The sequence below is a fragment of the Sphingobium salicis subsp. salicis genome (assembly GCF_049472635.1).
GTDB classification, from domain to species: domain Bacteria; phylum Pseudomonadota; class Alphaproteobacteria; order Sphingomonadales; family Sphingomonadaceae; genus Sphingobium; species Sphingobium yanoikuyae_A.
The window spans coordinates 4,178,646-4,191,682 of the sequence record NZ_JAYRCS010000001.1 but is presented as its reverse complement, the minus strand read 5'-3'; the positions used below and the strand labels follow the sequence as shown (position 1 = coordinate 4,191,682).

Here is a 13,037-nt window from a genome sequence, read left to right as displayed (position 1 = left end):
GCCCCTGTGTCCCTGCCCTTATCGGAGCCCCTCGTCCCGTGCAAATTCTCCGTGACCTTCCCGCCCTGCGCGCTGCCGTCGCCGCGCTGAAGTCCGACGGAAAGAAACTGGCGCTGGTCCCCACCATGGGGGCGCTGCATGACGGGCATATGGCACTGGTCGAGGAAGCGCGCCGCCATGGCCGCCATGTCGTGGTGTCGATCTTCGTCAATCCGCGCCAGTTCGGCCCGAACGAGGATCTGGACGCCTATCCCCGGCGCGAGGCGAAGGATGCGCAGCTGTTGCAGGCCGCCGGCGTGGACATATTGTGGGCGCCAAGCGTGGAAGTCATGTATCCGGCCGGCTATGCCACCAATATTCGGGTGTCGGGGGTGAGCGAAGGGCTGGATGGCGCGGCGCGACCGGGCCATTTCGATGGTGTCGCCACGGTCGTCACCAAGCTGTTCAACCAGGTCGCGCCCGATGTCGCGATCTTTGGCGAGAAGGATTATCAGCAGCTCGCCGTGATCCGCCGCATGGTCGCCGACACCAATCTGGACATCGAGATCATCGGCATGCCGACCCAGCGGGCGGAGGATGGCCTGGCGCTGTCGTCGCGCAACGCGTATCTCAGCGAGCAGGAGCGCAAGGATGCGCTGGCGCTGCCGCGCGCGCTGGGTGAGGCGAAGCGCCAGATCGAGAAGGGCGAGCCGGTCGAGGCAGCACTGGCGAAGGCAATCGCCACGCTGGCGACCCATGGTTTCGACCCGATCGACTATGTGACCCTGTGCGACGCAGACCGCCTGGAGCCGATCGCGACGCTCGACCGTCCGGCACGGCTGCTGGGCGCGGCGAAACTGGGCAAGACCCGGCTGATCGACAATATCGCGGTCGATCCGGCCTAAGCCGAAAGTCCGCGCTTGAGCAGGACAGCGGCAAGGACGAGCAGGCCGACCACCGCCCAGCCCTCCCAGGTGCGGGGACCATAGCCCCAGCCGATACGCTTGGGGCCGAACCAGATGCGCGGGTCATTCATGTGCGTCTCCGCTTAACTTCGCACATTTCCCGCACATTTTGACATTATGTTGCGCGGGGGCGATCCTATTCGCCTGTCACCCGATCGGCGACACTCCCGCTATAGCATGGTCATGGCGGCGTAGGACAGCAGCCCGAGGGACCGGGGCGAAGGCCCCGATCCCCCTGTCGATCAGAGCGCGCCAGCGGCCGGAGCGGCGGTTCCTTCTGCCGGCGTTGCGGCAGGGGTCGCGGCGATCGGCGCGGGCGTCGCCGCCGCGCTGTCGACCGAGAAGGCCAGATCCTCATCGAGGAAAGCGGGGATGATCGAGCCCGACGGGATGTTGGCGCTGGTGCCGGTGGTGAAGAAGCCGGCGACCGGGATCAGCGCGATCGCACCGACGACGCCGGCGGTGCCGGTCACGCCCTTGTCATTGAATGTGCCGGTCAAGCGCACCTGCCGGCCCCCCAGCCGGACATAGAGCACGCGGCCCTCGATGAAGCCGGACTTGCCCCACATGCCCTTGTTCCGCACGCTGGTGATTTCCGCGATGCCGGGCGTGCCGGCGGGGATCACCACATTATTGCCGACCATCACGGCTTCGGCGGTCTCGATATTGACGCGATCGCCGACCTTCACGGCCTTCTTCTTGGTGGTGAGTTCGACCAGCGTGCGAACGGGCACCTTGGCACCGGCACGCAGGACATTGCCATCGACGGCAGGCGCGATGGTGACGGCAGGCTGCTGCGCAGCCGCCATCGGCGCGGCCAACGCGGCCGCGCAGAAAAACAGACGAATCATGATACCCCCACAGAAAGTCCGCAGGATGCGGACCGGCGGAGGCAAAGCATAGTCCGAAGACTTGCGCCAGAGGCCAAGTAAAGTGCCCGATCTTTTCGGACGCTTTACGCTACGACCATCAGAAAGGACGGACGATCACCATGATGACGATCACCGCCGCGGCGATGCCGGGCACTTCGTTCAGCATGCGCAACTGCTTGTCGGCAAGGCTGCGCTGACCGCGCGCAAATTTCTTCGCATAGCTGGCGATCCAGCCATGATAGCCCGACAGTGCCAGGACGAAGAGCAGCTTCAGGTGGAACCAGCCGAAATGCCAGGCGCCGATTTCCACCATCAGCATCAGGCCGAAGACCCAGGTTAGGATCAGCGACGGGTTGAGGATGATCTTGAGCAGGCGCGTCTCACGCTCGATCCAGCGCTGGTCCTCCGCCGAGCCCGGCACGGTTTCCTGATGATAGACGAAGAAGCGCGGCATCATGAACAGTCCCGCCATCAGGAAGATGACGAAGATGACATGGGCGGCCTTCACCCACAGATAGGCAGCGCCGAGATAGGGCATCAGCGTGTCTCCGTTCCGCGCACATAGGCGATCAGCGCCTCGACATGGGCGATCGGCGTGTCGGGCAATATGCCATGGCCCAGGTTGAAGATATGCGGCCGGCCGGCAAAGGCGGCGCGCAAGTTATCCACAGCCTGTTCCACCGCCTGACCGCCAGCAATCAGCGCCAGCGGATCGAGATTGCCCTGCACCGGAAGCCCGGCGGGCAGCGCCTGGTTCGCCCAATGCGGGTCGACCGTTTCATCCACACCCACTGCATCGACGCCGGTGCCGATCGCATAGGCCGGCAGTTTCGCGCCGGCGCCCTTGGGAAAGCCGATCACCGGAATGTCGGGATGGAGCGCCTTCAATTTGCGCACGATCGCGGCATTGGGCTCTATCACCCAGCGTTCGAACTGGAGCGGGGCGAGGCTGCCGGCCCAGCTGTCGAACAATTGCACCGCTTCCACGCCGGCTTCGATCTGGCCGGAAAGATAGATGACGGTGGCATCGACGATCGCGTCGATCAGCGCGGCGAAGCGATCGGGCTGTTGATACGCCATGCGACGCGCAGCGCCCTGGTCCTTGCTGCCCTGTCCCGCGACCATATAGGTGGCGATCGTCCAGGGACTGCCTGCAAAGCCCAGGAAAGTCACCGACGGGTCCAGCGCAGCCTTCACCTGCCGGACCGTTTCATACACAGCCTCATAGCGGCTGAAATCGGGTGTCAGCGCCGACAGGTCGGTCTCCGCCAGGATCGGGGCGAGGCGCGGGCCTTCACCGGCCTCGAACCAGAGATCCTGTCCCATCGCATAGGGGACGATCAATATGTCGGAAAAGAGGATGGCGCCGTCGAAGCCAAAGCGGCGCAGCGGCTGGAGCGTTACCTCTGCCGCGGCGGCGCTGTCATAGACCAGTTCGAGGAAGCCGCCCTTGTCGGCCCGGAGTGCGCGATATTCCGGCAGATAGCGGCCGGCCTGGCGCATGAGCCACATCGGCGGGACGGGCGGCACCGCGCCGCGCAATACGGAAAGGAGCGGCTTGGCGCTGACTGCGCCGGCGTGAGCGTCGGGACCCGTCATGAACTCTCTACTTTATAAAGATATTTAAAAAAGAATGTTGAGGTTGTTGGGCTGTTGGTTCGGGGGTTTATGCGCTGTCCCCGCTTTTGCCAACAGCTTGACTCCTGGAGTCACGCGATTCCGCGGCGAGTCATCTGAATCATCCCCATTACCCACAGGCTGTGGATAAGATTCCGGCCCTGTTGAGAGGCTGTGGATAAGATTCCGCTTTCTGGGGACGAAATGGGGCTGCAAAGTTATCCACAACTCTATCCCTTGCTTTATCCACAGGGGACTCACAGAGATATGCCTGTGTCACGTATCCATCTTCACCTGCTTTCGGACTCCACCGGCGAGACGCTGGAGAATATCGCCAAGGCGGCGATCGGCCTGTTCGAAAATGTCGAGGCGATCCGCCATTTCTGGCCGATGGTCCGATCCGAAGTGCATCTCGACCGGATCATGGAGGAGATATCCGCCCATCCCGGCCTGGTGCTGTTCACACTTACCAACCATGTGCTGCGGCGGCGGCTGGAAACGCGCTGCCGCGCACTTGGCCTGCCCCATGTCGCGGCGCTCGACAGCGTGGCCGATGCCCTGTCCAACATATTGGGGCAGGAAACCCGGACCCGGCCGGGCCGCAAGCATATCCTCGACGAAGCCTATTTCGCGCGGATCGAGGCGATCCAGTTCACCATCGCCCATGATGATGGCGTGGGGCATGAGAATTGGGAGGAGGCCGATATCGTCCTGGCGGGCGTGTCGCGCGCGTCGAAGACGCCGACCTCCATCTACCTCGCCAATCGCGGCTACAAGACCGCCAACATCCCGCTGGTGCCGGAATCGCCGCCGCCGCGCAGCCTCTATGGCCTGAAGCATCCGATGGTGGTGGGCCTGACCATCAGTCCCGAGCGGCTGATCCAGATACGGCGCAACCGGTTGCTGTCGCTCAACCAGGCGCCCGAGACCGCCTATGTGGATAGCGACAAGGTGCAGGAGGAACTGGCCTTTGCGCGGCGCATGTTCGCCGACAATGGCTGGCCGGTGATCGACATGACCCGCCGGTCGATCGAGGAAGCGGCCGCCGCCATCATCAACCTGTTCAACGACCGCGAACTGGCGGAAGGAAATGAAGCATGATCGTCCTAGCCTCGCAGAGCGCCAGCCGGCGCGCCATGCTGAGCGCGGCCGGCGTGCCGTTCGAGGCGCTGTCGCCCGGTGTGGATGAAGAGGCCGCCAAGGAAGCATTGCGCGCCGATGGCCATGATGGCCGCGCGCTGGCCGATGCGCTGGCGGAACTGAAGGCGCTCAAGGTGTCGCGCCGGGTGCCGGGCGCGCTGGTGCTGGGCTGCGACCAGACCCTGACTCTCGACGACGGGACGATGATCGACAAGGCGGTGGACAGGGCGGATGCCGCGCGCATCCTGCGCCTGCTGTCGGGCCGGGTCCATCATCTCCACAGCGCGGCGGTGATCGTGCTCAACAATGAACCGATCTGGCGCCATGTCGAACGGGTAAGGATGACGGTGCGGACCCTGTCCGACGGATTCATCGACTCCTATCTGGAGGGCGACTGGGACGAATGCCAATGGTGCGTCGGCTGCTACCGGATCGAGGGGCCGGGCGCGCAATTGTTCGCCAGGGTGGAAGGCAGCCAGTTCGGCATCCAGGGCCTGCCGCTGCTGCCGCTGCTTGACTTCCTGCGCATAAGGGGCGTTCTGGCGTCATGACCGACAAGCTCCCCTATGCCGAGGTGATCGGCGATCCGATCGACCACAGCAAATCGCCCCTTATCCACAATTTCTGGCTGCAGGCGCTGGATATCGAGGCGGAGTATAAGAAGACTCATGTGACGCCCGAGGGGCTGTCCGCCTATTTCCTGCAGCGTCGTGCCGATCCCGACTGGCTGGGCTGCAATGTCACCATTCCCCACAAGATCGCGGTGATGGACTATACCGACGATCCGGGTGGGGCGCGCGACCGGATCGGCGCGATGAACACCATCGCCAGCGAGACCGGCGGGCCGCTGATCGGAACCAACACCGATGCCGGCGGGTTCCTGCAGCCGCTGCTGCGCGACAAGTGGAAGGGCCGCCATGCGGTGCTGATCGGCGCGGGCGGCGCGGCGCGGGCGATCCTGTTCGCGCTCACCAGCCTGGGCGTGCCGGAGATCACGATCATGGCGCGCGATCGGGCCAAGGGACAGGCGCTGCTCGACCGGGCCGGGGTGAAGGGCAAGGTGATCGGCATGACCGATGCGCTGCCGACCGCCGACCTGCTGCTCAACAGCACGTCGCTGGGCATGGTCGGCCAGCCGGCGCTGGATCTGGACCTTTCGCCGTTGCCGGCGAGCGCGACCGTCTATGACATCGTCTATGCGCCGCTGGAGACGGGCTTGCTGAAGGCGGCGCGCGGCCGGGGCCTCAAGACTCTCGACGGGCTGGAAATGCTGATCGGCCAGGCGGCGCTGGCGTTCGACATCTTCTTCGATGCGGAGGCACCGCGCGAACTGGACGCGGAACTGCGCGCGCTGCTCACGGCGGCGGACTGAACGGCGACGGGGTGAAGATCTACGGCCTCACCGGCTCGATCGGCATGGGCAAGTCGGCGGTTGCGGCGATGTTTCGTCGTGAAGGCGTGCCGGTGTTCGATGCCGATGCCGAGGTGCATCGGCTGCAGGGGCCGGGCGGCCGGCTGATCCCGGCGATCGAGGCGCGCTTTCCCGGCACCACCGGGCCGCAGGGCGTTGACCGGACGAAGCTGGGCGCGGCGGTGTTCGGCCATCCCGCCGAATTGAAGGCACTGGAGGCGATCGTCCATCCGGCCGTGGGCGAGTCGCGCCGGCGATTCCTCAAACGCTACCGATCGCGCCAAATCGTGATTCTGGACGTGCCCTTGCTGTTCGAGACGGGTGGCTACCGGCGCATGGCGGGCATCATCGTCGTCAGTGCGCCCGCCTGGAAACAGCGGCGGCGGGTGCTGGCCCGGCCGGGCATGACGGTGGCAAAATTTCGTAGAATCCTGCACTTGCAGCTGCCCGATGCTGAAAAGCGGCTAAGGGCAGACTATATCATCAACACGGGTACGACATTTGCCGCAACCCGAGCACAGGTCAGGCGTCTGGTCGCTTGCCTTGGCGCCCGGACAGGCAGATAAGTAGAGTCATAGAGAGTCGGTTCAAAAGGGCGATGCGCGAGATCATTTTCGACACCGAAACGACGGGATTTGATCCGGCATCCGGCGATCGGCTGGTCGAAATCGGGTGCATAGAGCTTATCAATCGCGTGCCGACCGGCCGCACCTTCCACGCCTATTATAATCCACAGCGCGACATGCCCTCCGCCGCCGAGGCGGTGCATGGCCTGTCGAGCCAGTTCCTGTCGGACAAGCCGCTGTTCCGCGAGGGCGTGGCCGAACTGATGGATTTCCTGGAGGACAGCCCGCTGGTCGCGCACAATGCGCGCTTCGACTTCGGATTCCTCAATCACGAATTGAAGCTGTGCGCGCGCGATGCCGTGTCGATGGACCGGATGATCGACACGGTCGCGATCGCCCGCACCCTGCATCCCGGCGCCAAGCACAGCCTGGACGCGCTCTGCACCCGTTACGGCATCGACCGCAGCCATCGCGTCAAGCATGGCGCGCTGCTCGACGCCGAACTGCTGGCGCAGCTCTATGTCGAATTGACCGGCGGCCGTCAGATCGGCCTGGGTCTTGCACAGGAGGAAGAGAAAGAGATCGTCAGGGTGGAACTGACGGAAACCGCCGTTGTTCGCCCTGTTCGTCCCGCGCGCGTCTTCGCGGCGAGCGCGGAGGAGTTGGAGAGGCATGCCGCTTTCGTCGCGAAGCTGGATAAGCCGCTCTGGCTCGAGGAGGCGCCGCCGGCCTGAACCTGCCGGCGTTTGCCACGTGCCAACCGGGCCGCTGATCCGGCGTCCCGGCAAGAATAAGGAGAAGGCATATGGATATCCGTGTTTCCGGGCATCAGGTCGAGACGGGCGAGGCGCTCAAGCAGCACGTCAGCGACCGGCTGGAAGCGATAGCCGAGAAATATTTCTCCCGCACGATTTCCGCCCAGGTGACCTTCCGACCGGCCCCGCATGGCGCCTTTCATTGTGATATCGTCTGCCATGTGATGACCGGCCTGATCCTGAAGGGCGCCGGCGAGGCGCAGGAGGCGCATCCCGCCTTCGACCAGGCATCGGACCGGATCGAGAAGCAGCTGCGCCGCTATATGCGCCGCCTGAAGGACCGCAGCATCCAGGCCGCCGCGGCCGAGGCGCAGCGCGCCAATGGCTATAGCGTCGATGATATCGATGGCGCGGGCTATACCATCTTCGCCGGTGCCGCCGACGAGGAGGCCGAAGCGGCCGATGCGCCCCTGATCGTTGCCGAAACGCGGGTCGACATTCCCGAGGCCAGCGTGTCCGACGCGGTGATGATGCTGGACCTGCGCAACACCAATGCACTGCTGTTCCTCAATGCCGGCACGTCGGCCTATAATATGGTCTATCGCCGTCAGGACGGCACGATCGGCTGGGTCGAGCCGCGCGGCTGACCCCCTGCCAAGCCGGGCCGCCTGTTGACCTCCGGGTGCAGGCGGCCTATGGGGCCGGGCTTTAGTTTCTCCGAGCAACGCGCATTTTTTTCGACAGGCTGGGCGCGCCTCGGCTGCCCCCGGAAGTAAAATGGTGCATTTCAACGATATTGTCTCGCCGGACGCGCTGGCCACCGAGGTGACTGTGAACGGCAAGAAGATGCTGTTCCAGAAGATCGCGGCTCTGGCGGCGCAATCCTATGGCGTCGATGCCGAAGCGGCCGCCGACGCGCTGCTGGAGCGCGAGCGTCTGGGCTCCACCGGCTTCGGTGGCGGCGTTGCCATTCCCCATGCCAAGCTGCCGGGCCTCGACCGCATGTGCGGCGTGGTCGTTCTGCTCGATCCGCCAGCGCCTTTCGACGCGGTCGATGATGCGCCGGTCGATGTCGTGTTCGCGCTGCTGTCGCCGCAGGACAGCGGCGCCGAGCATTTGAAGACGCTGGCGCGCGTATCCCGCTATCTGCGCGACGAGGCGCAGGTGACGCGCCTGCGCGGTGCCAAGTCGGCCGAGGCGCTGCATGCGCTGCTGGCCGGTGGTGAGGCGCGTGACGCCGCCTGAGGCCGCCGCGCTCGCCAGTGGCGAGGCGGCGCATTTTCGCGCGCTGGAGCATCTCTACAACAGCGCGCCGATCAACGACCTGTTCCTGTCGACCCTGCGCGTGCCGGAACCCGGCCGATCGGTGATCGATTTCGAGGTCGACGAGCGGCATTTCCATGCTGCCGGTGCGGTGCATGGCACCGTCTATTTCAAGATGCTGGACGATGCGGCCTTCTATGCCGCCAACAGCCTGGTCAGCGACCGCTTCCTGCTGACCACCGCCTTCAACCTGCTCTTCACCCGGCCGATCGGCCCCGGAAAGCTGCGCGCCGAAGGGCGCTGGATCAGCGGCAAGCGCCGCGTCTATGTCGCCGAGGCAAGCATTCTCGATTCGGACGGGGAAGAGGTGGGCCGGGGCACCGGCACCTTCATGCGGTCGCAGATTCCGCTGTCATCGCTGCCGGGATATCATGGCTGAGGATAGTCCGGCCGCGCGGCTGACCAGCGCGATGCTGGTCGGCGCACTGGTGAAGCGGGTGAATGCCGCCGGTGGCTTTGCCATGATATTGGCCAAGGGCGATGCAATGAGCGGCGTAATCCTGGTCCAGGTGATGGACAAGGGGCGGGAATCCGCAATTTTCGAACGGGTATCGAACTTTCGCGGCGGCCATGCATTGATGCGCTGTGGACCCCCTGCGGAAGAGGGGCCGGAGGCGTTCGCCGCCTATGCCGAACGCCGACGCAGATCGGACCCCGACCTGTGGCTGGTCGAGCTTGATATCGCGGATGCGGAACGGTTCGCCGCTGAAACGATCTGCTGATCGTTGACTCCTTGCACGCGCGCGGGCAATGGCGGCCGACGCTGAACGCGCAGGTTGCCTGCATTCGTCCATGGGGGGCGGGCCGGTAAACACGCAGACGGGGGGCGGCCGAACGTCACAGAATATCGGTTACAATCGACGTTTCTGGCCAATAACCGCACGATTTTGAGCAATAATGAGTTTTCGTCTGAAGGCCGCGATCATCGCGGCATTTACGCTGTCGGCCGCTGCGGCTGTTACGGCGTCGGACATGTCGAGCGCCAGCGAGGCCTCCCTGTCCACGGTTTCCCTGCCGGAAACCGCCGCGCTGACTAGCGCACCCACGGCCGGCACCAAGCCCGCCGTCGTTTTCGCTGCGCCGCAGGAAGTCGCGCAGTCGCTGGATTCCGGCTCCAAGGCTGGCAGCAATTTTTCGACCGATATCGAGCCCAAGGCCGAGACCCTGGCAGCCCTGGTTGATGCGCAAGGCGCTCCCGAGGATGTCGAAGGCGACATGAAGTGCCTGGCCGGTGCGGTCTATTTCGAATCCAAGGGTGAAACGCTGGAGGGCCAGCTGGCCGTTGCGCGCGTCATCATCAACCGCGCCAAGTCGGGCCGCTTCGCCAGCAGCCTGTGCGGCGTCATCTATCAGCCAAGCCAGTTCAGCTTCGTGCGTGGTCACGGCATGCCGCCGATCAACATCGCCAGCGATTCCTGGCGCGAGGCGGTTGCGATCGCGCAGATCGCCCTGGACGACAGCTGGGACAGCCAGGCCGAAGGCGCGCTGTTCTTCCATGCCCGCCGCGTGTCGCCGGGCTGGGGCAAGACCAAGCTGGCGTCGATCGACAATCACGTCTTCTATCGCTGATCCGCGCTCACCGCGCGACAGTGACGCCCTTTTGAAGGCCGGTTCGGACCCCATGTCCGAATCGGTCTTTTCTTTTGTTCCCTTCCTGTTCTAGGTTTCGTGGACAAAGGGTATCCATTGCAGGGCTGAGACGAGATTGACGAAGCCGAGGTAGGACTCTTTGGTTTTGTCGTATCGAGTTGCGATACGCCGCCAGTTCTTGAGTTTGTTGAAGAGGCGTTCGACAAGATTGCGCCAACGGTATTTTTCGCGATCGTGTGGGATTGGATCGCGCCGATTGCTTTTGGCGGGAATGACAGCCTCAACGTCAGCATTGGCCAATTCCTCGCGGATGGCATCTGCATCGTAGCCCTTGTCCGCCAACAATGCCTCGATCTTATGAGCAATCAAACGGAACAGCGGGCCAAAGCCTTGGATATCGTGGCTCTGGCCCGGCGTCAGGACAAAGCCGAGCGGTCGGCCTTTGGCATCGCAGCGGGCGTGGAGCTTTGTGCTGAAATCCGCCTCGCGATCGGCCAAGCGCCTCGGTTTCCTGAGTCCCTTTTTTATGCCGACGGCACAATGATGTGCTCGGACCACGGTGCTGTCGATCATGTCCGCAGTGGCATCACGAGCCACCATTTCGCCCAGTGTCTCGAGCATCGCCTCGAACACCCCGGTCGTAACCCAGCGCCGGTAGCGGCGGAAAACGCTGTTCCACTTGCCATATTCATCCGGCAAGTGGCGCCATTGCGAACCTGTGCGGGCGATCCACATCATGCCTTCGAAATACAGCCGGTTGTCCTGTGCTGGACGACAGCCACGACCACGCTCAGATGGCAGTAATGTGCCGATGATCCCCCACTCGTCCTCCGTCAGCCCAATACGCTCGCCCAACGCCACCTCCAAAAGGCAGCCTTGAATCAACGCCCGATCCTGCTGTCAACCTTTGTCCACGAAACCTAGTCTGGTGCCATGACCATCCAAGACGCCGCCCAAGACGCCGATCGCTGTTCACCGCTGACCGATGGGACCGCGCTGGCGGTTGCGCGCGGCACGCTGCGCCTGTTTCACCGTCATGACATGAACGGCATATTGGAAGTGCCGCTGCCCAATGGCCGGCGAGCCGACATCATGGCGATCGACAGCGCCGGGCGCCTGACCATCGTCGAGATCAAGTGCAGCCGGGCGGACCTGCTGGGCGACATGAAATGGCCGGATTATTTCGACTATTGCGACCGCTATTTCTGGGCTGTGCCATCGGGCTTCGACATCAGCCTGTTCGACAGCGAGGCGCTGTGGCCGGCCCGCACCGGCCTGATCGTCGCGGACCAATATGATGCCGAACTGGTGCGGGCCGCGCCGTTCGAGCCGCTGGCCGCCGCCCGGCGCAAGGCGGAGACGCTGCGCTTCGCCCGCCGCGCCGCCCGCCGCCTGTCGGCGCTGGCGGACCCGGATTATGCGGCGGAATTGGGCTGGTAAGGGTTAAAGAAAAGGGCGGCCAGGCCGCCCTTTTTCATATCAGAAGACCGGACCCTGGACCGGGCCCTTGGGCGCGGCGGCGTTGGTCTTGGCGGAATCGAGCGCTTCGACCAGACCCGGCGTGCGGCTGTCGCGCTCGGCATAGTCGCGGGCGGACATGCCGGCGATGGTGTCGCGCTTGTCCGCATTGGCGCCCTGCGCCACGAGCAGGCGGACCAGGCCGATGTCGCGCAGCTGCACCGCGCGGATCAATGCGGTCTCGCCGCTGCCATTGGTCTTGTCGACCTGGGCGCCGCGGGCGAGCAGCAGGCGCACGCCTTCCTCGTACCGGTTCTGCACGGCGAGCAGCAGCGGCGTGGTGCCATTATTGTCGGCCAGGTTCGGATTGGCGCCCTTCGACAGCATGAAGTTGAGCCATGTCGTGTCGCGGCGGCCGATGACGATGTGCAGCGCGGTTTCGCCGGTGGTGACGTCACGGCTGTTGATGACGGTCGAACCCGGCTTCTGCAGCAGTTCGGTCGCCTTGTCGCCGTCAGCGTCCTTCACCGCCTTGAGGAAGTTGTAATTGTTGGAAAACTGGGCCTGGGCCGCAACCGGGGCCATCAGTGCCAGGGTGATGGCGGCAGGCCGCGCCAGAAACAGCCAGGTGGAAAGTCCGCTCTTCATCCCAATCTTCATCGTCGCGCGCCCCGTTCGATTTGCAAATCGGCCCATAGCAAGGCATGGCAGGCGACACCATGAACAAAGCGCTGATCTCGCTCGCCCTGCCGCTTCTGGCCTTGCTGACGGCATGCAATATGGGGGCTGGCGGCAACGCATCAAGCGGCGAGAGCGAACAGGGCAATCTGGTCGGCGCGCGCATCGGCGCGCCCTTCACCCTGATCGACCAGGACGGCAAGACCGTTCATTGGGACGATTATAAGGGCCAGTATCGGATCGTCTATTTCGGCTACACCTATTGCCCGGATGTCTGCCCGGTCGATCTGCAGCGGATCATGCAGGCGTTCAGTGCCTTCGAGAAGGCAGCGCCCGCCCGCGCCGCGAAGGTGCAGCCGATCTTCATCAGCGTCGATCCCAAGCGGGACACGCCCGCGGTGTTGAAGCCCTATGTCGCGGCCTTCCACCCGCGCCTTGTCGGCCTGACCGGCACGCCGGAGCAGATCGCGAAGGTGGCCAAGGACTTCGTCGTCCTCTACAATGCGGAAAAGCCGGAGGGGGCGAGCGACTATCTGGTCAGCCACAGCCGCACGCCCTATCTATTCGGGCCGGACGGCAAGCCGATCGCGCTGGTGCCGGTGGATGATCCGGGCACGCCGGACGTGGACGAGGGCGCGCCGGATATCGTGCGCGCCTTTCTCGAAAAATGGGTCAAGTGACAT

At 64.3% G+C, this 13,037-nt stretch carries 19 protein-coding genes; 13 read left to right on the top strand and 6 right to left on the bottom strand.

The window, feature by feature from the left end:
- Positions 1-38: 38 nt before the first annotated feature.
- Entirely contained in the window at positions 39-884 is an 846-nt protein-coding gene (panC, locus tag VHN57_RS20265; protein ID WP_423285066.1) for a pantoate--beta-alanine ligase, read from the top strand.
- On the opposite strand, the gene VHN57_RS20260 is transcribed toward panC, so the two are convergent.
- The 4 genes from VHN57_RS20260 to hemE form a co-directional block, all read right to left on the bottom strand.
- Positions 881-1,015: a hypothetical protein gene (locus VHN57_RS20260; RefSeq protein WP_017499432.1), complete on the bottom strand. Its 135-nt coding sequence runs from the start codon at positions 1,013-1,015 to the stop codon at positions 881-883. The two genes, panC and VHN57_RS20260, sit on opposite strands and share 4 nt — an antisense overlap.
- A 171-nt stretch (positions 1,016-1,186) precedes the next feature.
- Positions 1,187-1,795, bottom strand: coding sequence for a hypothetical protein (locus VHN57_RS20255; protein WP_004209206.1), 609 nt, complete (start codon positions 1,793-1,795; stop codon positions 1,187-1,189).
- A gap of 118 nt (positions 1,796-1,913) precedes the next feature.
- Positions 1,914-2,354 carry a CopD family protein gene (locus VHN57_RS20250; RefSeq protein WP_423285063.1) on the bottom strand — a complete coding sequence of 147 codons (441 nt, stop codon included), beginning with the start codon at positions 2,352-2,354 and terminating at the stop codon, positions 1,914-1,916.
- A complete protein-coding gene (gene hemE, locus VHN57_RS20245) occupies positions 2,354-3,415 on the bottom strand; it encodes a uroporphyrinogen decarboxylase (protein ID WP_125998881.1) in 1,062 nt (353 codons plus the stop codon). The genes VHN57_RS20250 and hemE overlap by 1 nt, the downstream gene beginning before the upstream one ends.
- A gap of 291 nt (positions 3,416-3,706) precedes the next feature.
- Here hemE and VHN57_RS20240 point away from each other — a divergent pair, with 291 nt between their 5' ends.
- The 10 genes from VHN57_RS20240 to VHN57_RS20195 all read left to right on the top strand — a co-directional run bounded on the left by VHN57_RS20240 (position 3,707) and on the right by VHN57_RS20195 (position 10,197).
- Positions 3,707-4,534: a pyruvate, water dikinase regulatory protein gene (locus VHN57_RS20240; protein ID WP_026108809.1), complete on the top strand. Its 828-nt coding sequence runs from the start codon at positions 3,707-3,709 to the stop codon at positions 4,532-4,534.
- A complete protein-coding gene (locus VHN57_RS20235) occupies positions 4,531-5,124 on the top strand; it encodes a Maf family protein (protein ID WP_017499436.1) in 594 nt (197 codons plus the stop codon). The genes VHN57_RS20240 and VHN57_RS20235 overlap by 4 nt, the downstream gene beginning before the upstream one ends.
- Positions 5,121-5,945, top strand: a complete 825-nt coding sequence (gene aroE, locus VHN57_RS20230) for a shikimate dehydrogenase (RefSeq protein ID WP_423285060.1) — start codon at positions 5,121-5,123, stop codon at positions 5,943-5,945. The genes VHN57_RS20235 and aroE overlap by 4 nt, the downstream gene beginning before the upstream one ends.
- 11 nt (positions 5,946-5,956) lie before the next feature.
- Positions 5,957-6,550, top strand: a complete 594-nt coding sequence (gene coaE, locus VHN57_RS20225; protein WP_423285058.1) for a dephospho-CoA kinase — start codon at positions 5,957-5,959, stop codon at positions 6,548-6,550.
- Between the two features lie 32 nt (positions 6,551-6,582).
- Positions 6,583-7,284 carry a DNA polymerase III subunit epsilon gene (gene dnaQ / locus VHN57_RS20220; RefSeq protein WP_423285056.1) on the top strand — a complete coding sequence of 234 codons (702 nt, stop codon included), beginning with the start codon at positions 6,583-6,585 and terminating at the stop codon, positions 7,282-7,284.
- Positions 7,285-7,355: 71 nt separating this feature from the next.
- The gene (hpf, locus tag VHN57_RS20215) at positions 7,356-7,952 is read left to right on the top strand and encodes a ribosome hibernation-promoting factor, HPF/YfiA family (RefSeq protein ID WP_010335785.1); all 597 of its coding nucleotides are present in this window, start codon (positions 7,356-7,358) and stop codon (positions 7,950-7,952) included.
- Positions 7,953-8,082: 130 nt separating this feature from the next.
- On the top strand, positions 8,083-8,550 hold the full coding sequence (locus tag VHN57_RS20210) for a PTS sugar transporter subunit IIA (protein ID WP_010335784.1): 468 nt from the start codon (positions 8,083-8,085) through the stop codon (positions 8,548-8,550).
- Complete coding sequence (locus VHN57_RS20205; protein ID WP_004209196.1) at positions 8,510-9,007, top strand: PaaI family thioesterase; 498 nt, start codon at positions 8,510-8,512, stop codon at positions 9,005-9,007. Before VHN57_RS20210 ends, VHN57_RS20205 begins: the two co-directional genes overlap by 41 nt.
- The gene (locus tag VHN57_RS20200; RefSeq protein ID WP_004209195.1) at positions 9,000-9,350 is read left to right on the top strand and encodes a DUF1491 family protein; all 351 of its coding nucleotides are present in this window, start codon (positions 9,000-9,002) and stop codon (positions 9,348-9,350) included. Before VHN57_RS20205 ends, VHN57_RS20200 begins: the two co-directional genes overlap by 8 nt.
- A 175-nt stretch (positions 9,351-9,525) precedes the next feature.
- A complete protein-coding gene (locus VHN57_RS20195; protein WP_004209194.1) occupies positions 9,526-10,197 on the top strand; it encodes a cell wall hydrolase in 672 nt (223 codons plus the stop codon).
- Between the two features lie 90 nt (positions 10,198-10,287).
- Here the strand turns inward: VHN57_RS20195 and VHN57_RS20190 are convergent, their stop codons facing one another.
- Positions 10,288-11,073 carry an IS5 family transposase gene (locus VHN57_RS20190; protein ID WP_423285053.1) on the bottom strand — a complete coding sequence of 262 codons (786 nt, stop codon included), beginning with the start codon at positions 11,071-11,073 and terminating at the stop codon, positions 10,288-10,290.
- Between the two features lie 78 nt (positions 11,074-11,151).
- Here VHN57_RS20190 and VHN57_RS20185 point away from each other — a divergent pair, with 78 nt between their 5' ends.
- Positions 11,152-11,658: an MmcB family DNA repair protein gene (locus VHN57_RS20185; RefSeq protein ID WP_270091772.1), complete on the top strand. Its 507-nt coding sequence runs from the start codon at positions 11,152-11,154 to the stop codon at positions 11,656-11,658.
- Between the two features lie 39 nt (positions 11,659-11,697).
- On the opposite strand, the gene VHN57_RS20180 is transcribed toward VHN57_RS20185, so the two are convergent.
- On the bottom strand, positions 11,698-12,336 hold the full coding sequence (locus tag VHN57_RS20180; protein WP_037524601.1) for an ankyrin repeat domain-containing protein: 639 nt from the start codon (positions 12,334-12,336) through the stop codon (positions 11,698-11,700).
- 44 nt (positions 12,337-12,380) lie between these two features.
- Between VHN57_RS20180 and VHN57_RS20175 the strand changes: the two genes are divergently transcribed.
- On the top strand, positions 12,381-13,034 hold the full coding sequence (locus tag VHN57_RS20175) for an SCO family protein (protein ID WP_423285050.1): 654 nt from the start codon (positions 12,381-12,383) through the stop codon (positions 13,032-13,034).
- Positions 13,035-13,037 lie beyond the last annotated feature (3 nt).